This window comes from Niastella populi, from assembly GCF_002078015.1.
GTDB classification, from domain to species: Bacteria; Bacteroidota; Bacteroidia; order Chitinophagales; family Chitinophagaceae; genus Niastella; species Niastella populi.
Map to the genome: position 1 here is coordinate 1 of NZ_LWBP01000210.1, position 25139 is coordinate 25139.

24 protein-coding genes and 1 tRNA gene are annotated in these 25139 nt (G+C 41.6%); 14 read left to right on the forward strand and 11 right to left on the reverse strand.

Annotation, left to right across the window (positions count from 1 at the left end):
* The first annotated feature begins 121 nt into the window (after positions 1 to 121).
* The 9 genes from A4R26_RS25550 (at position 122) to A4R26_RS25590 (ending at position 6072) form a co-directional block, all read left to right on the forward strand.
* Positions 122 to 454, forward strand: a complete 333-nt coding sequence (locus A4R26_RS25550; RefSeq protein WP_133054776.1) for a hypothetical protein — start codon at positions 122 to 124, stop codon at positions 452 to 454.
* Positions 440 to 529, forward strand: a tRNA-OTHER gene (locus A4R26_RS25555). Before A4R26_RS25550 ends, A4R26_RS25555 begins: the two co-directional genes overlap by 15 nt.
* Before the next feature lie 345 nt (positions 530 to 874).
* The gene (locus tag A4R26_RS25560; RefSeq protein WP_081169371.1) at positions 875 to 1672 is read left to right on the forward strand and encodes a site-specific integrase; all 798 of its coding nucleotides are present in this window, start codon (positions 875 to 877) and stop codon (positions 1670 to 1672) included.
* A 6-nt stretch (positions 1673 to 1678) separates the two neighbouring features.
* Positions 1679 to 2026 (forward strand): helix-turn-helix domain-containing protein, encoded by a 348-nt coding sequence (locus A4R26_RS25565; protein ID WP_081169372.1) that lies wholly within the window; start codon positions 1679 to 1681, stop codon positions 2024 to 2026.
* A 69-nt stretch (positions 2027 to 2095) separates the two neighbouring features.
* Positions 2096 to 3091, forward strand: coding sequence for a virulence RhuM family protein/type II toxin-antitoxin system death-on-curing family toxin (locus A4R26_RS25570; RefSeq protein ID WP_081169373.1), 996 nt, complete (start codon positions 2096 to 2098; stop codon positions 3089 to 3091).
* A 39-nt stretch (positions 3092 to 3130) separates the two neighbouring features.
* Positions 3131 to 4189, forward strand: a complete 1059-nt coding sequence (locus A4R26_RS25575) for a Swt1 family HEPN domain-containing protein (protein WP_133054777.1) — start codon at positions 3131 to 3133, stop codon at positions 4187 to 4189.
* Between the two features lie 104 nt (positions 4190 to 4293).
* Positions 4294 to 4692 (forward strand): hypothetical protein, encoded by a 399-nt coding sequence (locus A4R26_RS25580; RefSeq protein WP_081169375.1) that lies wholly within the window; start codon positions 4294 to 4296, stop codon positions 4690 to 4692.
* Between the two features lie 69 nt (positions 4693 to 4761).
* Complete coding sequence (locus tag A4R26_RS25585) at positions 4762 to 5007, forward strand: ImmA/IrrE family metallo-endopeptidase (RefSeq protein ID WP_081169376.1); 246 nt, start codon at positions 4762 to 4764, stop codon at positions 5005 to 5007.
* Positions 5008 to 5088: 81 nt separating this feature from the next.
* Positions 5089 to 6072, forward strand: a complete 984-nt coding sequence (locus A4R26_RS25590) for a hypothetical protein (RefSeq protein ID WP_081169377.1) — start codon at positions 5089 to 5091, stop codon at positions 6070 to 6072.
* Between the two features lie 127 nt (positions 6073 to 6199).
* Here A4R26_RS25590 and A4R26_RS25595 read toward each other — a convergent pair whose 3' ends face one another.
* Positions 6200 to 7036: a tetratricopeptide repeat protein gene (locus tag A4R26_RS25595; RefSeq protein ID WP_081169378.1), complete on the reverse strand. Its 837-nt coding sequence runs from the start codon at positions 7034 to 7036 to the stop codon at positions 6200 to 6202.
* A gap of 203 nt (positions 7037 to 7239) precedes the next feature.
* Positions 7240 to 9222 (reverse strand): carbohydrate-binding protein, encoded by a 1983-nt coding sequence (locus tag A4R26_RS25600; protein WP_081169379.1) that lies wholly within the window; start codon positions 9220 to 9222, stop codon positions 7240 to 7242.
* A 316-nt stretch (positions 9223 to 9538) separates the two neighbouring features.
* Here A4R26_RS25600 and A4R26_RS25605 point away from each other — a divergent pair, with 316 nt between their 5' ends.
* On the forward strand, positions 9539 to 9967 hold the full coding sequence (locus tag A4R26_RS25605; RefSeq protein WP_081169380.1) for an EthD family reductase: 429 nt from the start codon (positions 9539 to 9541) through the stop codon (positions 9965 to 9967).
* 37 nt (positions 9968 to 10004) lie between these two features.
* On the opposite strand, the gene A4R26_RS25610 is transcribed toward A4R26_RS25605, so the two are convergent.
* The 4 genes from A4R26_RS25610 to A4R26_RS25625 form a co-directional block, all read right to left on the reverse strand.
* Positions 10005 to 11306 carry a ComEC/Rec2 family competence protein gene (locus tag A4R26_RS25610; RefSeq protein ID WP_081169381.1) on the reverse strand — a complete coding sequence of 434 codons (1302 nt, stop codon included), beginning with the start codon at positions 11304 to 11306 and terminating at the stop codon, positions 10005 to 10007.
* Positions 11307 to 11313: 7 nt separating this feature from the next.
* Positions 11314 to 12843 (reverse strand): SusD/RagB family nutrient-binding outer membrane lipoprotein, encoded by a 1530-nt coding sequence (locus A4R26_RS25615; RefSeq protein WP_107685902.1) that lies wholly within the window; start codon positions 12841 to 12843, stop codon positions 11314 to 11316.
* A gap of 24 nt (positions 12844 to 12867) precedes the next feature.
* Positions 12868 to 16458 carry a SusC/RagA family TonB-linked outer membrane protein gene (locus A4R26_RS25620; protein ID WP_242675016.1) on the reverse strand — a complete coding sequence of 1197 codons (3591 nt, stop codon included), beginning with the start codon at positions 16456 to 16458 and terminating at the stop codon, positions 12868 to 12870.
* A gap of 71 nt (positions 16459 to 16529) precedes the next feature.
* A complete protein-coding gene (locus A4R26_RS25625; protein ID WP_081169383.1) occupies positions 16530 to 17519 on the reverse strand; it encodes a FecR family protein in 990 nt (329 codons plus the stop codon).
* Positions 17520 to 17658: 139 nt separating this feature from the next.
* On the opposite strand from A4R26_RS25625, the gene A4R26_RS25630 reads away from it, so the two are divergent.
* Both A4R26_RS25630 and A4R26_RS25635 read left to right on the forward strand, forming a co-directional pair.
* Entirely contained in the window at positions 17659 to 18216 is a 558-nt protein-coding gene (locus A4R26_RS25630; RefSeq protein WP_081169384.1) for an RNA polymerase sigma factor, read from the forward strand.
* 404 nt (positions 18217 to 18620) lie between these two features.
* Positions 18621 to 18845 carry an SHOCT domain-containing protein gene (locus A4R26_RS25635; RefSeq protein WP_081169385.1) on the forward strand — a complete coding sequence of 75 codons (225 nt, stop codon included), beginning with the start codon at positions 18621 to 18623 and terminating at the stop codon, positions 18843 to 18845.
* A gap of 8 nt (positions 18846 to 18853) precedes the next feature.
* Here A4R26_RS25635 and A4R26_RS25640 read toward each other — a convergent pair whose 3' ends face one another.
* Genes A4R26_RS25640 through A4R26_RS25650 form a run of 3 tightly spaced genes read right to left on the reverse strand, consistent with a single transcriptional unit; the run spans position 18854 to position 21445 of the window.
* Positions 18854 to 19885 (reverse strand): MlaD family protein, encoded by a 1032-nt coding sequence (locus tag A4R26_RS25640; protein ID WP_081169630.1) that lies wholly within the window; start codon positions 19883 to 19885, stop codon positions 18854 to 18856.
* Positions 19886 to 19892: 7 nt separating this feature from the next.
* Positions 19893 to 20663 (reverse strand): ABC transporter ATP-binding protein, encoded by a 771-nt coding sequence (locus tag A4R26_RS25645; protein ID WP_242675017.1) that lies wholly within the window; start codon positions 20661 to 20663, stop codon positions 19893 to 19895.
* Between the two features lie 11 nt (positions 20664 to 20674).
* A complete protein-coding gene (locus A4R26_RS25650) occupies positions 20675 to 21445 on the reverse strand; it encodes an MlaE family ABC transporter permease (protein ID WP_081169386.1) in 771 nt (256 codons plus the stop codon).
* Positions 21446 to 22159: 714 nt separating this feature from the next.
* On the opposite strand from A4R26_RS25650, the gene A4R26_RS25655 reads away from it, so the two are divergent.
* Positions 22160 to 22753 (forward strand): DUF4136 domain-containing protein, encoded by a 594-nt coding sequence (locus A4R26_RS25655; protein WP_081169387.1) that lies wholly within the window; start codon positions 22160 to 22162, stop codon positions 22751 to 22753.
* 110 nt (positions 22754 to 22863) lie between these two features.
* Here A4R26_RS25655 and A4R26_RS25660 read toward each other — a convergent pair whose 3' ends face one another.
* Positions 22864 to 23055 (reverse strand): hypothetical protein, encoded by a 192-nt coding sequence (locus A4R26_RS25660; RefSeq protein WP_081169388.1) that lies wholly within the window; start codon positions 23053 to 23055, stop codon positions 22864 to 22866.
* A gap of 209 nt (positions 23056 to 23264) precedes the next feature.
* Here A4R26_RS25660 and A4R26_RS25665 point away from each other — a divergent pair, with 209 nt between their 5' ends.
* A complete protein-coding gene (locus tag A4R26_RS25665; protein ID WP_107685903.1) occupies positions 23265 to 24299 on the forward strand; it encodes a heavy metal-binding domain-containing protein in 1035 nt (344 codons plus the stop codon).
* Positions 24300 to 24387: 88 nt separating this feature from the next.
* Here the strand turns inward: A4R26_RS25665 and A4R26_RS25670 are convergent, their stop codons facing one another.
* On the reverse strand, positions 24388 to 25023 hold the full coding sequence (locus A4R26_RS25670; protein ID WP_081169389.1) for a hypothetical protein: 636 nt from the start codon (positions 25021 to 25023) through the stop codon (positions 24388 to 24390).
* Positions 25024 to 25139: the final 116 nt, after the last annotated feature.

Genomic DNA, 25139 nt, shown 5'->3' on the forward strand with positions numbered 1-25139 from the left:
TACTCAAAAGCTCCTCCTGGCTCCAGCCATTTTAAATTAATATCGACTTATACGAAATGCATTTGCTCATACTGATGTTATCGCTGACAATGATGAAAAACCCTCAGATAAAAAGAGTGAATTGCATTATAAAGAAATAATGCAATTTCAAGGGCAAATTGAAGCAGCCTATCCAAAGCTGAACGCACCGAATAGTATTGATAATATAGGGTTTGATGATTTTTTATTATTTACAAGAGCAGTAAAAAATACTGCTGAGAATATGATGAAGTTTTGCACCCCTAAGAATAGTGAACTGTATTCTTATTATCAGCGTCTTAATCTCTTTCGACAATACCAGTCTGGGTCAACTAGGAGAAAAAACGCTATGGTGGGAGATTTGAAGCAAAGATTTGGGCTAAGTACTGTTGAAGCAGAAAATTTATTAAATTCGGACTTTGCTTCGTTAGCTTAATTGGTAGAGCGACCACCTCGATAGCAGTAACCTGCTATCAAGTGGCAGGTCGGAGTTCGAATCTTCGGTGAAGCACTAGTTGCCCGCATAATCTTGATAGAGTTATTGAATTTATTATCTTAATAGTCTCTTTAATGCTCTTCTTCAATAATGTCCTTGTTTTGTTACTAAATTTTGTAAACCTCAAGTAATTTGCGAGTCTTTACTTTCTGTATTGGGAAGTAACGCTTTTCTTCTGCTTTCTCTTGTTTTCATCAGCTTTCCTAACGTGATGCTTATCAGGACTGTGTTCTAACAGATTCCTCTAATTTTCCTGCGTTTTATTTTTTTGTTGGACGATTTCCTGTTAATTTCGGATAGCAGGTGCGAGGTGCAAAATTTAAAGGTTTTAGAGAAATTATTGCACTAAAATGCTCTTGAGTGCTTTCTAGTGCAATAAAATATCTGAAGAAGTGGAAAGGTGCTCACTTAAAATTCCGGCATATTGATGAAAGGTTTTTAGAAAAATTCAAGGAGTATTTGCTAACTACCACTTCTTTAAAGTCGAAGCACACAAAGCTTAACCAGAATTCAGCTGCCTCCTATTATGATAAATTAGCCCTGATTGTTCAGAGTGCATTTCTTGATAAATATTTATCTGAAGACTACACACAACGGGTTCCCCATATCAGTAATGTAGAAACGTTCCAGCAGATCATTGACGACGAAGAATTGAAATTGCTGTTGGATAATCCGGTGGAGGATGAATTGGTTTTCAGATCATCAATATTTGCGTTATTAACCGGCTTTCGCTTCAGTGCCTTGAAAATATTGAAGTGGGGTGACTTTCATTATTCTACTTCATTAGATGCCTGGTATGTGTACATTATTGACCCAAAACCAGAACGATCATTTAAACACTATATCAGTCATCAGGCTTTACATATTTTAGGTGGCAAACAGGATGGTGATAAACTGGTATTTCCCGATTTAAATTATCACCACGTAAGAGCAAAATTGAAAGAGTGGTTCAGTAAAGTGGGCCTGGAGAAAAAAGCCAAGTTCCATAACTGGCGGCATAAATATGCTACCGACTTAATTGAAAAAGGAGAAGATATTTATATAGTAAGTAAGATGCTTAATCACAAGCATGTGAAAACAACGCAGATCTATGCAAAGGTACCTGATACCAACAGGGCCAGGGCCGCAGGTAAGGCGATTATTAATCATTTAAATTAATCAAGTATGGGTATATCACCGATGGAGCAACGTTTGGAGAAAATGGAAGCTGATATACAGCATATAAAAGGCATGCTGAGTGAATTGCTGGATATCACCCGTATGGCTACACAGAATCATTCAGAGGAAAAGATCATGTCGGCAAAAGAAGTAGCGGAATTTCTAAAACTGGATTTAAACGTGATCTACTCCAAATGTAGCGATGGGCAAATACCTTATTTCAAAATGGGCAAGCTGTATAAGTTTAAGAAATCTGAAATCCTGGAGTGGGTAAAAAAGCAGGAAGCCAGCTCGCCGTTTTCGGTAGATGATTATGTTGAGCGGTATTTGCAGAAGAATCAGTTGAAGGGGTGATTAAAAAATTGAACTACCGAGGAAAACTCGGTAGTTCGAATATATTGGGAACCAATTAAATATTTTAAAATGGAGAATCGAGGGGAAATCGTTATTTACCAGGCAGATTCTGGTAAGCCTCAAATAGAGGTTAAATTAGCTGGGGATACTTTGTGGTTGTCACAACGACTTATGGCCGATGTATTTGATAAAGATTCAGACACGATTGGTTTACATATTAAAAACATTTTTTCTGAAGGAGAACTACTGGAAAATGAAACTACCGATGTTTTCTCGGTTGTTCAACACGAGGGAAACAGAAAAGTGAAAAGGAATGTAAAATTTTATAATCTGGATGTCATTTTATCGGTTGGGTATAGGGTCAGTTCTAAAAGGGGCACGCAGTTCCGGATTTGGGCAAACAAAATATTAAAAGATTATCTGGTTGTAGGGTATGCGGTGAATGAAAAGCGCCTGCAGGAACAGTCCCGTCAGTTGGAGGAACTAAAAAAAACTGTTAAGCTGTTAAGTAATGTGGTAGATAATAAGGAACTAACTTCCGACGAAGCAACTGGGCTGCTTAAAGTAATCGCTGACTATACCTACGCTCTGGATGTATTGGATCAATACGACCACCAGATATTGGAAATTCACGATACCACCGCAGAGGAACTATTTCGGATTACTTATGAAGAAGCGATGAAAGCTATCCGTGGCTTGCGGGACAAGTTCGGTGGAAGCTCACTTTTTGGGAATGAAAAAGATGATTCTTTTCAGGGGTCGCTTGCGGCTATTTATCAGACGTTCGACGGTCACTATGTATATCCAAGCGTTGAGGAAAAAGCTGCCAACCTACTATACTTTGTTATAAAGAACCATTCCTTTTCGGATGGTAATAAACGTATAGCTGCTTTTCTGTTTGTGTGGTTTCTTGAAAAGAACCATATTTTATACAGAGTGGATGGCTCAAAGCGAATAGCTGATAATGCACTGGTCGCACTTACCTTAATGATTGCAGAAAGTAAGCCAGATGAAAAGGATATGATGATAAAGGTGGTCGTTAATTTAATTAACATGAGAAATTAGCCGTAAATTCCTATTCTCTTACTATCTAAATTTTTAAAGGTGAATATTTTGACTGAGAACACTTTATCTATTTTGCCTGCAGACCTGATTCAAAAAGCAAAAAAGATGTCTAAGGCATATGAATATCTTTATTGTATTGAGAATTTACTGCGGGATTTCATCGATAAACATCCGAATCGGATTTTACTAAACTTCTCTTCAGAAGTTCAAAAAAGTATTCGGGTAAGAAAAAACGAAGAGCAAAAACATAATTGGATTTCACTGAGGGGCAATTCGGACTTATTTTATATAGACTTTAAAGATTTAGCTGATGTAATCTCTAACAATTGGGACTATTTTAAAGACAATTTCCCTTCCCAAATTTGGATCAAAGCAAAACTTGAGGATTTGACGAAAATACGAAATTTAATCGCACATAATAGTTACATTGACAGTGACGACTTATCTCTAGCTAAAGTTCATTTCAATACAATCGCTCGACAAATATCTGGCAATAAAAATATATGTTTTGTAAGCCAACCCACGGATAACATAGTAGGTAATTTTTTCGTTGAAGGGTTAAGTAAATCCAAACTTTGGACGTATGGCCAAGTTTCTGATGGGATAGAATATCTTTTTTACTTTCCAGCTACTATTGATGTTGCTCCAATTTTGTTACGCGCTTTTTATTACCAAGTTAGTATTGCCTTTTATATCGTTTATGAAAACTGCAAAATTCTTTTGAATCCATCTTTTAACACTAGCCGGGAATATGAGGAATGTAAAAATTTAGAGTTTCTTAACAAAAACGTTCAATTTCAAATAGGCTTCCATGATATTGATAAAGACGGATTGGAAGAATTGTTTATTTGCGCTAAAGATCAGACGCGGGAGTTTATAAAGGATGGGATGGTAATTAACGTTTTCAAGTATTATCCTCCAGCTTTTAAGCGACATTCAGGTAGAGCTGAAAATTGGGATCTTGTCGGAGATTTCAAATGCTGGGAAGAAAAAGCTTATGTTAAAGAAAGTTCTATAACTATCCCGCGTAATTTAAGAGGGTTTTATTATGAATGGACTTTTGTGAAAGGAGAATTCAGAGATACGGGATATCATTAGTACCATTAGCAGAGACCTTGGTTAATAAATTCAAATTTATTAATCAATATTTTGCCATATAACCAATGGTTCATTTTCCTCTTTCTGATTCAAAAAAAGTTTATATGATCGACAAAATTTCAAATTGGATTAAAGGTAAATTGAATAGGCATAACGAAAAAGCAAACCCTTCTGATTTGCGACTAATAACCGCCTTGCACGAAGCAGCCCATGTAGTTTGTGCATATCTGTCTAAATTCCATTACTTAATCGGAAACGTTTGTTTGACTTCTGATTTAACCGGTGAAACATTTGTGACTCTTAGTAAGAGCAAGCTTATAGTAGAAGGTAAAGCCGAAATGCCAGGTATTGAGAACGATTGTGATGTAGCTATTGATGCTGCAATTATTTTTTATGCTGGTTTTGAAGCAGAGAAAGTTTATTCCCATAAGAGTGGAATTTCGCCAGATAAAAGCCACTCAATGAATGACTATAATTATGTTGACCAGTTGATTGTGGACTAAAATTTTGACTCAACGTGAAGTATTCTTGGTTGTTCTTTTTTAATTTTAATAGATTAGTCGGATTTTGATATGAACTTTCTGGAAGTATCTCTGTCTGAAGAATACCAGAATATTTCAATTGCATTGGGTATGAGATATTATTGTGAAGAGCAAGAAGAAGAAGCTAAATATTTAGGTGGGTGCTTGCAAATTCCAAGAGCGGGATTATTGTGGGCAACAAAAAAGTCAATGAGTATTGAGCAAATCAGTGAATACTATGTTGCAAGTATAGATATGGTTAAATATAGACTAAATATAAGTGGTGTTTCTAAGTAACGATTTTTTACTAAAAAGTGAAATATTTTTTCTTAATTACTTAAGCAAGGATTGATTTTTAAAGTTTAAATAATTGCATACATGGAACCGTTGATATACTATCCCACATTTGAGCCGCCAAATGAAACCTGGCTAAAATTTGCATTGTTATATTTTGAGAATTTTAAACCAATTGTTCCTTACAATAGGCGTGAAAATCTTTCTGATGATTTTAGGAGAGTTATTGATAAATCTGATCTTGTTACTTTATATTCTCCTGGTGATATAGATGGCCATCATGCCTCTCTCCATGCAATTGAAGATGTAAGGAGAATTTTAGAAGAACCGTATGGTCGAAGTGAAATGTTTAAGGAAATAAATCTTGCGAGAAAATGGAAAGATCCCAAAAATTGGACTTTCAAAATATACAAGGAAAAGTTTTCTTATAATTGGGTGGAGTTTTGTCAAAATCATAATATAGGCATTAATACACAAGATGGAATTCTTTTGCCTGAAGAATTAGCTTTTATATATATGACCTATTTGGCTAAGGAAATTGCCTTTAGTGAATCTGCAGCGATTATAACTGACAACAATAAGTTCGATGCATTTACCAATTTTTCAAGACTCAGTAATCCTGTTACTGATAGAAATCTTGAATTCAGAAAAGGAATTATCAATTTGGTACTTCCTAGGAAGTTAAATGAAATACCAATTAATAAAGTGATAAAATTTAGGCGAGAAAATAGGGCGCTTATAAAAGCATTTAATACTGAATTGCAAAGTGTTCAACAGAAAATATCAGAAGGCTATTCTGAGCAGGACTTTATAGATCGCTATAATGATGTATATTCTCAGATAACTACGGAGATTGCCAAATTCGGAATCGGGATAACAGCAATTCCTTTTGGAATGTATGCATTAATTAAAAATCCTGGAGCATTAACGCAAGCGTATGTTAAGGAAGTTTTAGGTGCAATGGGGTTTTTAATTGGAGGTGTTTTTGGGTTGCATAAAGGGTTAAAGGATACTGCAACAAAAAGGTACTGCAAAAAATATATTACTAATCTTACAAGGTTGCAATAAAGCTTCATTTTTTGTAAGAACTAATGAAATTGCAGAAAGAGCTGCTACTTTTTTCACTAGTTTTCATTAAAAGCGCATCAACTGCGATTTTCTACTTTCTGTATCGGGAAGTAAATCCCTCTTTATTTTATTGCTTTTGCTTCGATCTGAAATATTCAATCACTTTCGGGATAGCGTACAAATCTTTGTTGCTCTCCCAATACAGATGCGCCTGCTGTTCTGAACCCTGAAGAATGCCACCCAACATTTCGGTAGTTTTATCAACTGGCGGTGGTGTATGTTCCTCTTTTGCCACTTCATCTACTACATACTTATTCCGCTGCATTGCAGCAGGCAGTTTCCTGTCGGCGTCCGCTATCTTATCTTCCAGCACATCCAGCACAATTTCCCCGAACCTGAATTCGATGGAAGGATCATCATGGTTCTTTTTCAGATGCTCTCTGGCAGCCTTGTAATCACCGGTGTTCATATACGTATCCATCAACAAAAGTCTGATGCCCTGATTATCGCCCTCATTCAGGGAAAGGATCATCCTGAATATTTCAATTGCTTTCGGAACTTGTTGCTGCCAGAGACATTCCAGTCCATAAGAATGGCACATACGCAACCAGGCCCTGTTATCCAGTATCAGCCAGCTGAGTTTATGTTTGGAAAAATCGAACTTTTCAGGGAATAATGCTTTGCCTTTCAGGTAACCCTGCTCAACAGTGGCAAGTGCTTCATCCGGCTTCTGCTGTCTGCGATACAATTCACTCAGGCAGGAATAGGCACTGAAATAATAAGGGTATTCTTCAATCAGGGAAAGCAAATCTTCTTCTGCTTTCTTAGGCTTTTTGTCAAAAAGGCGAAAGGCTTCTACCATCGCTTTATGCAGCATTTCCGGACTCCAGAATTTAGGATATACGAATTCCCATTCCGTTGTGTCATATTGCCGGATCTTTGGCTTTTGTTTATCGTTGGCCATAGTAATTTAGTTTTTCATTGACCAACAAGATAGCTGCTTACATTTAAAAAACAAAGCTCCGCATCAGTTAGCTTCCATTTTTAAAAAATTGATTTGTGTCATATTTGCGCAAAGTCCCGTGGGTGAGTATCTTTTCGCTCCTGAAAAAAGTCAGGAGTGAACAATTTTCACTCCTGACATAGCTACTTAATTATATCTAACGACTATTGCCGCTTCAGGAATTTCTTTGTGATGATCTCCTTGCCGTTGGATAATTTGATTATGTAAAGGCCGGATGAAAGTACGCCAACATTCACAGTAGTTTTGTTTCCATACAGTCTGTAATTCAATACCTGTCTTCCTGTGTTGTCATATATCAAAATACCTGCATGCTCATCGACTTTCTGACTCACGTAAACATTCAGGAAATTAACAGTGGGGTTAGGAGACAGCTGAATATTGCTTTCGGCGTTCTCTATCATAGGCTCGCTAACGGCGAACCTGGCGCTACCTCCCGTAAATACAAAATGGTTTAAATTAAACAAGTAGCCGGTGCCTCCTGAAAATGATAAGTAAAGATCGTGTACACCACTTGCTCCACTAATGCTGGAAGTCATCGTTTTCCAGGTTTGCCAGCCGCCTGAATTGGTAACATTTATTGCACCTATTTGAGGACCGCCTGCAGCATCAAGCCTGAATTTTATGGTTCCTCCGGTTGTGTTGCTGGCAACACGAAGTGAAACACCGGTAGCACCTGTACCAAAATTTACGTTGGCAAAACGTATCCAGTCGCCATTTTCAATAAAGCCGACGTTCAGGCCTCCTTCACTGCACGTTTCTGTTTGTACGCCTGACATGGAACTATAATTTTCGGCTTGTACTATGGAATAGGCGTTTATGTTTCCGCCGCCACTACCGGTCAGGCTGTTGATATAAATTTCAAGCATGGTATATCCACCTGCTCCGATATTGTTCCTGTCAGCTGCATTATTGGGGTTCAACCCATTGGCTGTTTCCCATGCATTCGACATACCATCGAGATCAGAATCGGCAGCAGGAGTGCCATTAGCTACAGTTCCAACATTTCCGGGAATGCCGTTATCATCTTCTGTATTTATGATCTGTCCTGAAGTTCCATATGATTTCAACTGGTTAATTAACAGATTATCGACGGCGTCTCTGGTAATAGAAGCACCCACATTTGCAATAATATGATTGACGGCAGTCTGAGCCGACATTAAATTTGACACGCCCGGATAACTATATGGTGAAGATTGTACGGTTGCTGTCTTGTAATCAGTAAGAAGTGAACCATCCAACACGCCATCCTTATCCGGATCTACCCAATTGTCAGATGCATAAACATTGAATGATGGCGTCGTATTGGTAATATGGGAGTTACTGTTGCCCGACGGTCCATATATGAAATAATTTCCGATCAGGTTGCAAGCTGAAGCACCTTCAGTATCTCCCATGATATAACCATGTTCCGCCCAGTTGTAAAGTACGGAGTTGATGAACTCATGCGTACCCCTGGCCTTTGGATTGCGTGTTTTATTGTCAATGTATAAACTACGTATCATCGACCATTTACCACTTTGCAATAACCCACCTGTTGAATGATTTGTATTATTAATTCCCTGGCTTATGATACAATCCTGGAAAGTCAGGTTATCTATACCTGAACCATTGACATCAAGGGTGCCATCCCTCCCCCAGGATATGGAAACATGGTCAAAAATAAAATTTTGACCCGATGAAATGCTTAACGCATCTTTTCCGGACGTTCCATTTTTTCCCATACGAATGCGGATATAACGTATAATATTGTTTCCGGCGTTACAGGCTACACCATCACCGTAAATGGTGATACCCCCGCCTGGGGCAGTTTGACCGGCAATAGTAACACCGCCGGATACTACAATACGGGAAGAAATATTTATAACTCCACCCACATCAAAGACAACCATTCTGTTCGACTGGCTCACGGCATCGCGGAGTGAGCCTGCCCCGGCATCATTCAGATTGGTTACATGGTAAACGGTTCCACCCCGGCCGCCAGTTGCATAACGGCCGAAACCCTCAGCTGTGGGAAAAGCTAATTGCTGCGCCATCGTCAACGAAGTGTTTAAAAGCAAGATACCGGTGATGCATATACCGGTGAAACTGAAATGAATGTTCGGTAGAGTAAATATTAATTTTTTCATATGCAAGATTTTAGTTGAAGAAACTTAAGGAAGGCGTATCTTTTTCAATCGTTATTGTCAAACTTATGATATTACAGTTTTCCGAAGTGCTGTTTTTTGACCATTTAAGTTTAAAAATTGATTTGTTCACATAGCTGGCGACCCGTATAACCGATTTACAAAAACTTACGCATTATACTATTTCATGTTGTACTCTGATCAAAACCGTAAGAAACGGATACGATGATCTGGTAGGTACAGCGTTTTTTCCTGTTCCCGAATTATGTTATATTCGTTTACAATTTTTCATACTGCACCATAGCAAAAAAAAATACAGATGAAACTCAGCGTTTTAATATCGTTTCTTCTTATGACAGCGAGCGTTGCCGCGTTTGGTCAGGAAAAGCAATCTGGCAGATCTGAAAACCGGCATTCGGAGGTCGCTGAAAAAGGGCTTGTAAAAATATCTGTCATGTATCCTTTTGCGGAAGGCAAAAAATTCAATATGGAGTATTACCAAACCAGGCACATGCCGATGGTTGCAGGATTTCTGGGCGCAAATTTGGTAAAATACACCATAGAAAAAGGCCTTGCGAGCGGCATTCCCAACCAGCCATTGCCTTATATGGCTATTGGAACATTTTATGTAAAAAGCCTTGATGAATATAAGTCGGCAATTGGCCCGAAAAGAGATGCTATAAGGGCCGACTTCGCAAATTATACAGATATAGCTCCGGTAATTTTAGTTAGTGAGGTGGTAAGGTAACTTGCTTACACTACACATTTCAGGTAAGTATGCCCAATTATTTCCCCTTCGACTCATAAGGCCCGAACACCGCTTTCACCGGCATAGCAGATGTACTGTCATCAAGAATAATAACATAGTAAACGGCGCCGCCGGGCAATACTCTTACCAGAATATGTCCCTGCTGGCTTTTATAGGCACGATCGATCAACGGGCCTATTACATACCTGTTTGCATCCAGCATATTGGTGGCAAACAGATCGCGCGGGCCGGGGTAAATGTGTGTATTGGTCATCCGTATCAATACTTCATGGCCCGGGTGATCGGCCGACCACGACTGTCCGATCCATATACGCGGTTTAAATGTTCTTACCTGAAACTCATTCACCGCATCGCGGTTGCCGTGATGGTCCATGGTAGCAACATCCACTTCCCCAATGGCTTTGGCCATGGGTGTTTCCACATCGCGCAACCGGTTATCGCCGGGAAAAACATTTCCGGGATTATCGCCCCCAGTGTAATAAGTGAACGGCCCATAGTTAATGGTCAGCGCCAGGCTCAGGCTGTTCTCATCGGGCCAGCTTGCACGGTTGGCAGTATCTATAGCAGGAAAATGTTGTACAACAGTTGAATCTTTACCTGTCCAGATCCATTGATTGGCTTTTACGTTTTGTATATAAAAGGAAGGGTAAGCGCCGGCATCATGCCGCAAACGGAGCTGCCGCCTGCTTCCGGCTTTGAGGCCGGCCACTTTCATTCCGGCCTGTTGTTTGGCCGAAAGGAAATTAAAATAGTTTCCCATGGTGTGGCCAAACCTTATTTCGCCACCACCGTATTGATCAGCCTGCTTTTTTATATCGTATGGATAATTATAATCCGGATACCCTCTGTCGATCAATGTGCCGATTGGCAGTAGTTCGGCAACGCCTGTAATGCCGGTCAGTTTGAATTTGCCCGATGCTGCTTCCGGTGCATCGGGATACCAGGCGCCAAAATGATCGTCATGAAAATGGGTGATCAGCGCATAGTCGATAACGGCTTTATTTTTATTGGGCGATACCTGTTGAATATACCGTACTATCCATTCGTAAGGTTTATGCGAATCATCAGGTTTTAGCTTGGAGTTACGTGGAGTAAAAGTGCGGCTGTCCAACGGTGATATTTCACCGGCATCTACCAGCATGGTAGTGCCATCGGGCAAGATGTAAAAAGCCGAACTGCCCCTGCCCGTATTTATATGATGCAGATCGAGATACCCTTTTTGCCAGGCAGGTAATGGTGCTCCGGCTACAGGTACCTGTGAAAAGATCCCTGTACCCATAAGGGTACAGGGAAAAAGCAGATAAAGTAATATTTTCATTTTGCTCTTATTGCAATAACCACATTTTGGTGTTCAGGTCATCGGTATTGCCTTGCCGTTGTACGGCAGCCGCCCGGTTCGCTGTATTGAGTGATTGTTCCGATAAAGGATAAATATAACGGATGGGCACTTTGTTATTGTTCAAATTAGAAGGGCCGGGTGTAATGGTTGGCGAGCCGGTCCGGCGCCAGTCGAACCAGGCCTCCAGTCCGTTAAAGTATAAAGCGATCCATTTCTGCAAAGCGATCTTTTCAAGTTTCTCCGCATCGGTGCCTGAATAAACTACCGGTGCCTGGGTAAGGTAGTTCGCCGGCATGGCTACATTGAGGTTATATGCCGCCGGTACCACCGATTGCCAGTAATTGAAATTGGCGGTGATGCCATTGTTGTAATACGTTTCGGCATTTCCGGTAGTTATTAACCCCTTCTGGTGGGCCTCAGCCAGAATAAACTGCAATTCTGCATAGGTCATCAGCAATCCCTGTGCTGCAGCGGGTTCGGGAGGCGCCTGTCCGGCGTCATTGCAAACCAGGCAGGCAAACGTATAACCGACTCTCGAAACGCCCTGTACGCCGCCGTTATATGCAAGTGCATCAACATCACTGAGACCATTCGGAATTCCTTTTATTTCAGGTGAACCGCCTGCCACTGAATTTTGTGTGGGCCTGCCGAATATTTTAATGCGGGGATCGCTGAGCTGGGTAAGCCGGTCGGTGAACGTTTTACTAACCCTGAATTCATCAAAGCTGCCTACGCGGCTTCCATACATGGGCCATTGATTGGGTGCGGCAGGCAGGTATTTAAGTACCGCGTTGTCGTTGTTGTTTTCAAAAACCGGGTTGCCGGCGGCATTGCCAACGATGGCCTGCATATCGGCAGCGACATTTTTCTTTGCTGAGATACGCATCAGGGCCCGAAGGCGTAATGAATTGGCCAGCTTTCTCCATTTTAACAAAGCAGTTACACCGCCGCCGTATAACAGGTCGCCGGTAAAGTTGCTGCCATCTGCACTTTCCAGTAGCTCGTTGGCTTTTTTCAGATCGGCCAGGATGCCTGCATAAATATCCTCCTGTTTATCGTAAGCGGGTTGATATATTCCACCTGTTTTTGCTTTGCCGGCATCGCTGTATGGAACATCGCCATAGGCATCTGTCGCCAGTGAGAACATCCATGATTTCAGGATCAGGCTTACACCGTAATAGGGACTAGCTTCATTATTTTCAACAAGAATTAAGATGTTCTGGATGTTGCGGTAATTGCTATATACCGTATTCCAGATATCGTTTCTTTCATTCCAGCCATAACGGTCTTCGTTTACGAATTGTATTTTGGCATGGTGCTGAACAACGATATTGCCAATGCTCCAGGCTTCATTTACCTGGCGGTCCATCATGTTTTTAATGATGCCGCTTAATAAAACATCGGGTGTTACAGCGGTGGGATTATTATTATTCGTGTTGACTTCTTCAAAATCTTTTTTACAACCGGTGGTAAGTCCGATCACAAGCACTACCACCATAATATTGATCAGTTTCATAATAGTTCTTTTAGGAATAACGCATCAAAATTTAAAAGAAAGGTTTACGCCATAGCTGCGGGTAGAAGGAATGCTCATATACTCGATACCCGGCAGGGCTGTACCACCTGAGTAGGACATGTTTTCAGGATCTATATGCGGCACATTATCCCATAGCAGGAGATTGCGGCCCACCAACGAAATAACGGCATCATGAATAGGCGTTTTTCCAAATAGTTTGCGTGGAATTGTATAACCTATCTGTACTTCGCGGAGCTTGACAAAGGAGGCATCATACATTACACCCTCTGCTATGCTGCGGCCGTTTGTCCAGGCCGTATGCCATTCGCGTACGGCAACCTTTTTTGTATTGGGACTAAAACTGCCATCGGGATTTTGGATCACACCGGCTCCAATAACGCCATTTCCTTCTTTGCCGAGGTCGTATCCATCTGCACGGCCCTCGAGCGTTTCTTTGATGATGCCGCCTTCACGACCAACGGTCTGGGTTTCTGAATACAGTCTTCCGCCCTGTCTTATATCGAACAGGAAGCTAAACCTGATGCCATTGTACATCAACGTATTTCCAAGGCCCATCAACCAGTCGGGATTATAATTGCCGAGGTGGATCCTGTTAGTGGTTGGAACAGGGCGTCCTTTATCGGCTGAGAAAACCATTTGCCCCGTGTATTTTCCGGTGGCATCGTAATATGGCGCATCCTTGTTGGTACTTTGTACCCTGGCGAAACCAATACCATACAGGTCGCCCATTCTTTCGCCTACTCTTGCTTCCACACTTACCCGGCGTGAGGCCATTACATAATTGGTAAGGCCATCGCTTAACTCAAGCACCTTGCTGCGGTTGGCTGAAAAATTGATATAGGTATCCCACGAGAATTTCTTCGATCTAACTGGTGACGCGGTGAGCATTACTTCAACTCCGCTATTCCTGATCAACCCTGCATTGATCTTGCGCGAATCATAACCGCTGGTGTTCGACAGCGGAATGTTCAGGATCTGGTTTTTTGTACGGCTCTGGTAATAAGTTACATCGAGCCCTACACGGTTGTTCAGGAAACGGATCTCCAAACCGCCTTCATACGCAGAACTGATCTCCGGTTTTAAATTCAGGTTGGCCAGACTGCTTGTTTCGCTGTAGATCTGAGCTGCGCCAAAAGGATCGCTGCGGTTATAGGTTTGGGTGAATGCAAATGGATCGGTATCATTTCCTACCTGCGCCTGGCTGGCACGCAGCTTTAAAAAGCTGATAGCGCGGGGCAGGGTGATCATGTCGCTCAGGATGGCGCTTATTGCAATGGAGGTATAGAAGTAGGAATTATCTTCTTTTCCGAATGATTTCAGTTCCTGAGGAAGCGTTAACGCGCTGCTCCAGTCGTTACGGCCTGTAACATCGAGGAACAAGAAATTCTTATAAGAAACACCGGCAGAACCATACAAACTATTGATCCGTTTGCCCACATTGTTCTGCTCATTCACCAGCGCAATGCGCGAATTGTTGGCGCTGTAAATTTTCGGAACATTCAACTGGCCCGCCACTGTTTCATTGAAACGGGAGGTCTGCCGCATCTGGTTGCCGCCTAAGGTGGCATTCACGGCGAAGTCGCTGTTGATGTTTTTGTTGAGCGTAATAAGTAAGTCGGAGTTGCGCTCTTCATTCACAATGTTCGATTCGCGGTACTGGCCATAGGGAAAACGCTGTGTACTGAAAGCCCTTTTGTATTCACGGCGCTCATTGCTCCAGTCGGTTGCAGTACGAAGCTGCAGGCTAAGCCAGCTGGTAAAATCGTATTTCAATACCACGTTGCCTATTATACGGTCATAGTACTGGCCGTTGGTATTTTCATATACGGTAAGATATGGGTTGTCGTGGTAGTTATAGTTCCAGCCATATTGTTGCACATTGTCCAGCCCACGCTGCCACAGGCGTTTCATATCCGACAGTTTAACAGAAGCCGGTAACCAGCAGTTGAACAGGTACATGATGCTTTCCGTACCGTAACTGATAGAAGGCCGGTTATCGCTTTCACTCTTGATATAGCTCACAAAGGCTTTGGCTGAAAACTTATTGGTTAAATTGTAGCCGCCCGAAAAGGAGATCGTATTTCTTTTAAGGTCGGTATTGGGAACGATACCTTTTTGATCGAGATTGGTATAACTAAGCCTGAAATCACCCTCTTTGTTTCCGCCCACCAGGGCTACGTTATTGGTAAATGTATGGCCTGTTTCAAGAAATTTCTTCAGGTTATCTGTTTCCGGCTCCCAAAGAGTAGGAGTTATTACACTTCCTGCAGGCGCATTCATATCGCCGCCTGTAAAAGGGATCGATTGCCCGTTCAACGTTCTGGGAGAATTGTACTGGGGGAACAACTGACCATTGAATGCTGGTCCCCAACCCTCATCTGTTCCATCGGCAAGACCCGCACCGCGTCCGTCTACAAAAGCAAAATCACCACCGCTTCCATTTCCCTGTCCGTATTTGTTTTGGTATTCGGGTAGTTTTAGCGGTGTTTCGAAAGTGAAATTGCTGTTTACTTCCACACCTATACCTCTTTCTCTTTTTCCGCTTTTTGTTTTGATAAGGATAACGCCATTGGCAGCTCTTGAGCCATATAATGCAGCTGCGGCCGGCCCTTTCAGTACGCTGATACTTTCTATATCGTCAGCGTTCAAAAAGCTGGCCCCATTGCCATAATCCACTTCCAGGTTGTTACGGCCTGAGCCGCCGGTAATGGAATTGCTGACAGGCACCCCGTCTACCACATACAGCGGTTGGTTTTTATTAAGGTCTACCGAACGTTCGCCACGGATCGATACCCGGGCTGAACCGCCTATTCCAGATGGGCTTCCCACCACGGTTACACCGGCCACTTTACCTGCCAGTTGATTCACTACATTGGTTTCGCGGGCCACGGTAATATCTTCTCCTTTCACTTCCTGCAAAGCATACCCGAGGCGTTTTTTTTCTTTTTTAATACCCAGGGCGGTTACTACCACTTCATGTAATCCTTTATCTGAACGCACCATTTCAACCTGTATATCGTTATCTGTACCAACAGTAATAACCTGTGAAGTATATCCAATATGGCTTAACTCCAAACGGTCGCCTTCATTTACCTGTACGGCGAACCGGCCGTTTTTATCTGTACTGGTTGCTTTGCCCGAGGGCCGCGCAATGATGGAAACATCGGGCAGCGGATTTTTTGTAGAGGCTTCCACTATTCTGCCTGTCAATTCCTTTCTTACGGAATATTTCTTTTCAGCAGCAGGCGCTTTTTCAGTTCTGAATGCAATGTTTGAACCAATCACATTGTAAAGCAGGCCGCCATTTTTCTCCAGGTCGGTCAGTGCCTGTTTTAATGAAACGTTCTTCCATTTCACTTCTTTCAGCTCCACTTTTCCCAGTGCGAGCTTGTCGTAGGAAAAGGGAGTGTTACATTGTTTTTGCAAAGCGTTCAAAACAGCAGCCAGGTTGGTGTTCCTGGCTTCCAGCCTGATGGGGGTGCCCAGCACATCTTTATGCTGGCCTGCCGCCATCGAGGAGCCTAGAATACAGGAAAATGCAAGCGCCGTCAGTTGCTTCCGGCCTGCATTCCAAAATGTGGTACATTTGTCCATACGTAATTTTTGTGAACTTTTGTTTACAAATCCCTCCCGTTCCAGCGGGAGGTTTTTTTTAGAAAGAATGTTTATCTTCTGACTACCTGAATGGTATTATCATCTATCCTGTACTGTAACCTGTAAATAAAGGCCAGGTTGCTGAGCGCGGCTTCCAGGTTATTGCCCGGTACTACGGCCGTTAGCTGTTGCTGGTCATCACGATTGTTTTGTAAATGAATGGTTTTGCCGAAGTGAGAACCAATACGGTTTAACGCATCGTTCAATGAAATATCCTGCAACACGATATCGGCGCCTGTAAATGAGCCGGCATCTGAAATATTCACAGGCTGCACATTTCCTTCAGCCTTTAGCCGGTTATAGCAAAGCATATTACCGGGGGTAAGTAATGTGGTGATGGTCTTATTATGTGTATCTGAATAATTGGTGCTTACTTTTCCTTCTATCAGCGATATGCGTGTATTTTCTTCATTATCGTAAGCCTCTACATTGAACCGCGTGCCCAGCACCGTGAGCTTAACCTTTCCTGCCTGTACTGAAAATGGATGCAGACTGTCTTTATGTACATCAAAAAATGCTTCACCTGTAAGCAGGATCTGCCGTGTTCCTTTTTCAGGATCATTTGCATATTGCAATACGGCGCCTTTTGAAAGCCATACTTTCGATCGATCGGGCAGTTGAAAGCTCATCTTGCCCGATCCGCTATTTCGAACTGTTTTCCAGATGGTTGCAGCTACCGGTTTATTATGGCGCCGGTTGTTCGCCCACCACGAAACGGTAAAAAAGATTGCCAGTACGGACGCGGCAACGGCAGTTTTTTTCCATTGCCCCATTATCAGTATTGTCCTGCCATGTGGTTTTATCTGTGAGCGTATCTGCTGCCACAGGGAAGCGGTAGCTTTTTTGCTCATGACCCCACTGGCATGTTCCCAATTTTCATCCATCTGCCGCAAAAGCACTTCCGGGTATTGCTGCAAATATTGTTGTACATAAGCTGCTTCTTCAGTTGTGCACATTCCATCGATCCAACGGCGTAATAAATCCTTAGTAATGTTGTTCATATAAAAATTCGCTGGCTATAACACACCAAAAGCGGATTTCAGTACTAGTCTGAAAAGTGGATAAAGATTGAATTAACAATCTGGTAATGGTAGTGAGGGTAAGTGGTCAGGGTACTAACCTGTAATTTTGACTGCCTGAATGCTTATGACCAGAGAAGAGCTGTATAAAGAGCAATTGTTTACTGAAGTGTTCTATGCTTCAAAAGATAAACTGTACGCCTTCCTGAAGGAATATACAGACGATACGCATTTTGCAGAAGACATCATGCAGGCCTGTTACATAAAGGTTTGGGAAAACATCGATAAGTGGGATAATGCAGACAGGCTGTTGCCGCTCATTAAAACCATTGCACGAAATCTGTTGCTCAACGCCATCCGCAATAAAGCCCAATTGCCATTGGAATGGCTCGAAAAGTATGGTGTGGATCATACTCAATATTATCAACCTGATCAAGACCAGGTAAAACGTTCGCTTTATTCACTCGATACGGTGATCAACCAGTTACCCGACCAGTGCCGTAAAGTATTTGTAATGCACCGCGAGAAAGGACTCAGCTACGATGAAATTGCAACCCGCTTGTCAATTTCCGTACATACTGTGCGGAATCATATGAGTAAAGCGATCCATCTCTTAAAAAGCCATATTCCAAAGGATATGATCCAGGTAATAATATTACTCTACATACATTTTGTTTAAGAGATTCCCGGATGGGAGTTATAGAAAACGATAACCGGTGTGTTGAAAATTCTGCAGGCAAAGGCTTTAATCTCATCTACGATATTCTAACATCCGTTTAATATCATTCTAATTCTTATAAAGTAAATTTAGTGATCAATTGAAATAATTCGTAGCATTTATACAGCGGGACAATTTGGTGTTTCATGCGTAATGTGATTATGCATGTGTTATAGGTGTCCTCAACCCAAACGGTAGAGAGAAATCCCTGACTTAATACTGTATGCAGGGAAAACTTATGTATTACTCATGTGCCCAAGCGATCATACTGGATGATCGATTCGCTCCTTCTGTTAATGAAGGAGCGTTTTTTTGGAACCTTATGTCATTTACGGCTGTAATACTTATCATCAAAAAATACGAATATGCGGTACAATGATTATTTTATGGGAATGCATTTTTTTTGGTGGATCTTATGGGTACTGATGGTTGTCTGGATCTTTTATTCAGCCTGGAGTTTCGGGCAGCAAAAAGAAAAAAAAGATACACCGCTTGATATTCTTAAAAAGCGTTTTGCAAAAGGAGAGATCAGTAAAGAAGAATATGAAGATCGAAAAAGCATTCTTCAACAGGATATAACAGGGGAATAAGATAATTCCTATTTGTCTGCGGGCGCCGGGCGTTGTTCCTGAAATGCCATCGTTTTTTTGGCTTCCCTTTGCTTTTGCCTTTCCAGTCTTCTGAAGTATCCGCGGAACAGGAAATTATGCTTCAATGCTTCCATATTCTGGTTAAAGGAGTGGGTGCCTTTTTGTATGTTGTCGAGGCTGCTGTTTATTTTAGTTACCATCGTAGAGTCTTTCAGCAGGGCATTTACCGTACCGTTACCGTTATATACATCCTGCTGCACATCTTTTATGACCGCATGTAAGGAAGCTGCCAGTTCATCGGCCGTTTCTCCTACTCCTTTAATTTTCGCAATAGCTTCATTCAGGTTCATGGCAAGAGATGAATCGGTTAGTATAGCCCCTGCCGATCCTTTCCCGTTTTTTACATTGGAAACGATAGCCTGCAGATCATCGGCCATGGCTGCAGCACGGGCAGTGGCCAGCTGCATATTGACGGCAGACCTTTTAAGATTGCGTGGCAGGGTTTCCTCGTTCAATATTTCCCATAAAGCCGTACTGTTATTAATGCGTTGCACTGTCGACTTTAATTGCGCGGCAATAACCGCCATGTCGTCGTTGGTTTTAGATAGTGTTTGCAACATATCATCTGTATTAACCCCGTTGCGGGCATTTAAAACCTCTCCTTTGGCAACAAGGGGCGCCGGCTGGCCTGAAGGGGAAATATTGATCACCTTGTTTCCCATCAGCCCGTCTGAACCAATTGAGGCGAAGGCGTTATTACGGATGATCTTTTCCATCTTTTTATCAACCCGCATTTCAACTTCCAGCAGCGTGTCTTTTAAGATTTTGATCCTTTTTACCGTTCCAATCTGAATACCCGAAAAGCGAACGTTGTTGCCGGGCACAAGTCCCTGCACATCTTCAAATTGTGCTTTCAGGATGAAGGATGGGCCAAACAGGTTGCTGTTTTTGCCGATCATATAAAGCAGGACTATAAGAAAAAATAATCCCGACAGAACAAATGCGCCCAGCTTTATTGTATTTACCGTTTTCTTTGCCATAAAATAGTTATTCAATTAAGTCTTTAATTTTAGGATCACCCGATTTTTTTAGAGAGTCATAGGTGCCTTCGGCATAACAACGGCCGTCTATCAGCATCACCACTCTGTCGGCGGCAAGCCGAACACAGTTCATATCGTGCGAAATGATAAGAGAAGATGATCTATATTTTTTCTGAATGGCAACAATTAGTTCTATAATTTCTTTTGCGGTTCCGGGATCGAGGCCGGTGGTGGGTTCGTCGTATAAGATAATTTCCGGTTTAAGTATCAGCGTTCGTGCCAGCGCTATTCTTTTGCGCATACCACCCGATAGTTCGGCAGGCATCATGTTTATCGTATGTTTCAATCCAACGTCATCAAGCGCTTCCTGTACGAGTTTATTAACTTCCGGCTGGTTAACATTCATCCAGTGCCGGCGCAGTGGAAATTCGAGATTTTGCCGAACGGTCATTGAATCGTACAAGGCGTTACCCTGAAAGAGGAATCCAACTTTGGCTCGTATTTCATCCAATTCATTCCGGTCAAGATCGGGTATATTCCGCCCGAATATTTCAATTGTACCGCTATCGGGTTCCAGTAAACCAATTATACATTTTATCAGAACCGATTTACCCGAACCTGATTTGCCCATTACTACGAGATTCTCGTCTTTTTCAAGATTAATGTTAAAATCAACCAGTACTTTATTACTGCCAAAGGATTTGTTCAGGTGTTTTATGATTATTACATCCTGGTTGGATTTCTTTTTTTCCGGTTGTACAATTGTTTGCGCTTCCACGATCGAATGATTTAGTTCAGGTTTAATACGTTTGTAATTTGAACGGCTATGAGGTCAATAACAAATATCGTGATGGAGGAAATCACAACGGATGAATTGGCCGATTGTCCTACCCCTTCAGTTCCTTTATTCGAATAAAACCCTTTATAACAGGAAATAATACCTACAGCAAAACCAAAAAAGAATGATTTCACAAATGCCGGCAATACGTCACTAAAACCAAGGTTATTGAATACCTGTGTATAAAACAGGGGAAAACTGGTTATGCCATTGATGTTTACACCGATATACGAACCGAATAACGATATGGCGTCACTTATCATCACCAGTATAGGTAACATCAGTGTTGAAGCTGCAACCCTGGTTACCACCAGGTATTTAAAAGGGTTGGTGCCCGATACTTCCATGGCATCTATCTGCTCGGTTACTTTCATCGATCCCAGTTCCGCCCCGATACTGCTTCCTATTTTACCTGCGAAGATCAGGGCAGTGATCACCGGGCCGATTTCCCTTACTATGGCAATGCCCACCATGGCCGGCAATTGAGACTCTACGCCGTATTCGATCAGCGAAGGCCGCAACTGCATGGTCAATACCAGTCCCATGATAAAACCGGTTAATCCGATCAACGGTAATGATCTATAACCGATTACAAAGCATTGCCGTAAGAACTCTGAAATCTCGTATCGGGGTTTGAAAGCCTCTTTAAAAAAGCGGCCTGTAAAAACTGATATCCCCCCGGTTTCCTGCAGGAAATCAGTTGTTTTAACCGGTAACGCCATAACATCAAGATTTTGTCCTGTTTATATTAAATTTCTAAGGCAACATTTGCCGTTTTTTATTCAGCAACCGGTAAGAACAGGTTGTTTGCGGGGATGGCAATGTGGTGTATTATACCGCTATTGAGGAAAATATACCCACTTACTATTAACCCGGCATCATACGCTGATCTGCCCGTTTTCCATCATCCGCGCGTTTTACTTTTCAGGGTACTCATTTACCAAATTGTCGATACCTAAAGGAGTAATGGTTCCGGTGGCGCCGGCCATATAATAGTGTGACAATGTAATTGAAGATGTTTTTTCATGATCTACAGTTTAAGATTGAAGTAATGATCACCGGTGTTTCGTGAACAAAACTGAATTTTGTCAGGGGGTTGCTATACAGCATAAAGCAAAAAAATCATTCCAGCGCAAAGTTGCTCGTGGCATTGAGCTGATGTTGGACTTTAATGAGTGCGTATTTAACGCTGCTCTAATTCTGTTTTAATATAGTGTTTATCAGCGAATCGCATCAGCTATGATTCGCCTGCGTGTTAAAAACTCTGCACTATGGGGGATCATTTCTACTCTTTATTGCTTTGTACAGGGCGGTTAAATGTTCAGGACCGGATTGGGTATTATCAATCAGATTATTAGCAGTTCCCGTTGTACGATGCGTCTGGTGGCATAAATATTCCATTTTATCTTTCATTAGATCACCAAAAAACATGTAACATGACAAAGATTACGACAGTAAGTGCGGTGTTAGGATTGATCCTGTTTATAGTCAGTTGCGGACCGTCAACGACACAAACGATTGGTAAAAATGTAGATCCCGATGCGGTAAATCTCAGAGATGCCAGAACCTATGGCTGGATCAGCAGTATAGACAATATTCCGGAAACCCATATATTTATTAGCCCTACCGGCGTTTATGCATTTAACAATGAATCGGCCAGAAAAAGAATTAAGGATGCAATTGAATATGAATTAAAAGCCCGCGGATATAAAATGTACGATTCCGGCAATGAACCCGATATGGAAGTGTCTTTTTTTATATCGGAACAGGCAGGCACCTTGCGCAAGACAGGCAGCTATGTTATGGTTCAGGGAGAGCCTGTAATTCCCAGCGACAATGTAGAAGAGGTAGCTGTTGAGCCGGGAACGCTCATCGTTAATATCATCGATGGTAAAACCGATAAAATGGTTTGGCAGGGATTTGCGTCGGGAATTCTTAAACCGGAAGATGTAAACGATGAATTAAAAATAAACCAGGCTGTATCTTCCGTATTTAACAGGTTTAATTTTAAGGCTGCTGGTAACAGATAAGACGCAAAGCACATAAGCATATCAGCCCGAAAAATAAAGCAGGAGGATAATAATGGTGTAAAGGCATACAGGTTAAAGGTGGATCCGGAACATTTTTGCAACTGTGATAATTACATATCGCTACTATCCGGCTTATTATTTTTAGGAGCGAGGTTTTCATTTTCAATTGCATTTGAATCCCTGTTTTCGATCTCAATAGAAACACCACTAACGCCTCCTGCTCGTTTTGATAATTGTTTTTTAGTTTTTAGATTCACCTTTGATACCTTTCTTGCCTTTTTATTGAAATATTTCTTTTTCATCGGTTTCCTGTTGTAAATATTATAAATATATTTTCCAGTTCTTTTTTCTTCGCTCTTCAGAAGCAGGCAGTTTGCCCTGCCTTAAGTTTGTGTCTTTTATTAATAGTATTATATACTTTATTGAAGTAAAGTTATTTTATGTATGGGGTTTTTTCATCAATAGACACAACTTTTAATTTGCTTACTTTTAAGCAACCCAATGCAAACAAATGGCTACAAAAACGCTACACCTGTTATTCATTCTGATGCTGGTTACATGTAATGATCTGTTCTCTCAATACGTTTGTACTCCATGCAATGCCTCATGTGATACCATACATTTTACCGCGCCGGGCATTTGTCCGCATTGTAATATGCAGCTTGTGTTGGGGTCATCGCCAAACACGAACAATGAAATTAAAGCGGGCTCCGGAAAATTTTCGTTTGCAAATTCCCGAAATGGCAAACAGGTGACGGTTCATTATTATCTCCCCAAAACATTAAATAAAAATTCACCAGTTCTTTTTGTTATGCATGGTGCCGGACGTAACGGCGGGCCTTATAGAGATACATGGGTTGAACATGCCGATAGATATAATGTACTGGTGCTGGCGCCTGAATATTCCGATGACAAATATCCGGGGTTCTGGAACTACAACCTCGCCGGAATGATAAGTGATGTAAAGGTCAATAAAGAAAGAACAGGCATTGACTCTTATAAGATCAATTCAAAAAAGGAAGAATGGGTCTTCGATGATTTTGATGAAATATTCGATGCCGTTAAGGATAGCCTGAAGTTAAAGGTCAAAACCTATGATATGTTTGGGCATTCTGCGGGCGGACAAATTTTGCATCGCCTGGCGATGTTTAAACCCGGAAGCAAAGCGAACAGGATCCTGGCTTCAAATTCCGGCTGGTATACTGTGCCCGATTCTACAGCTTTGTTTCCCTACGGTTTGAAAAATAGCACCGCAACCAAAAAACTGCTCACAAAGGCATTTAAAGCACAATTGATCGTCTTTCTTGGTGAGAAGGATAATGAGAATGAAAAGCGGGGTGATCTTGTTCGATCGGCAGAAGTGGATGTTCAGGGCACCGGCAGGCTGGCACGCGGTAAATACTTTTATACGAAAGCGAAACAATACGCCGATGCATTGCGTGTTGGTCTTAAATGGAAACTGGTTATTGTACCCGACGTGGGGCATGATCATATTGCCATGGGCAATGCTGCTGCAAAATACTTATATGGATCTGAAAATGATTGATGCCTCAATACTCAAACACCCTTGGCCAAAAGTACCAGGAAATAAAAACGGGGCCGCTTGCGAGGCCCCGTCTTATAAACGATTTTTATTAATCCTGTGTGAACAGTTTCAGTTTACCTGCAAAGGAGAACTCGGTTGAAACTGGTTTCCCCTGATTGGGTGAGTACCAATAAGAAACTGCGTTGGTATAAGCACCGGTTCCTGATGCGGAAAATTTCAGCGAAACATTGCCGGTGGTTACATTAAGACTGTCGATAGTGATAGATTTGGTAAGACCAGTATAATTACCAGAATAATAAGCATTGTCGTAATAACTATCCTCATCTTCCCAATAGTGGCCACCTGCTACATTGGTAACTTCCTTTGTAGTAGGATTATAAGTAAATTCTGTCCACGCACCCTCGTTCCAGCCTACGTCACTGAAACGCTCTATATAAATGTCATAAGTTCCATCACCGTTATTGCTTAATTTTTGCGTGCTTTGATCATTACCTTTGAACCTGTACATGCCACTAACTGTTCTGCTTTTACTGTTATTATCTTCGAAAGTGGTTGTAGCGGTAATTGGTTCATTTGAACCCAGTGAGCTTATAACTCCATCTAATTGTTCCTGCAAAGCAGAGTTGTGTTTTTTCAAATCGTTGATGTCGTCTTTCAGCTTTTTACAAGAAACAAATGGAGATCCTGCAATAAGCACACCGAAAATGATTACTAACTTTTTCATTACAATCTTGCTTTTTGTTGATTTGGGGTTTATTATATATTAAGTGTCTGCTCGTTTAGGTGGCACTTTTTCAAAAGTGCATGCGTATGTCATTCCGCTATCAAATGTTGATGCAG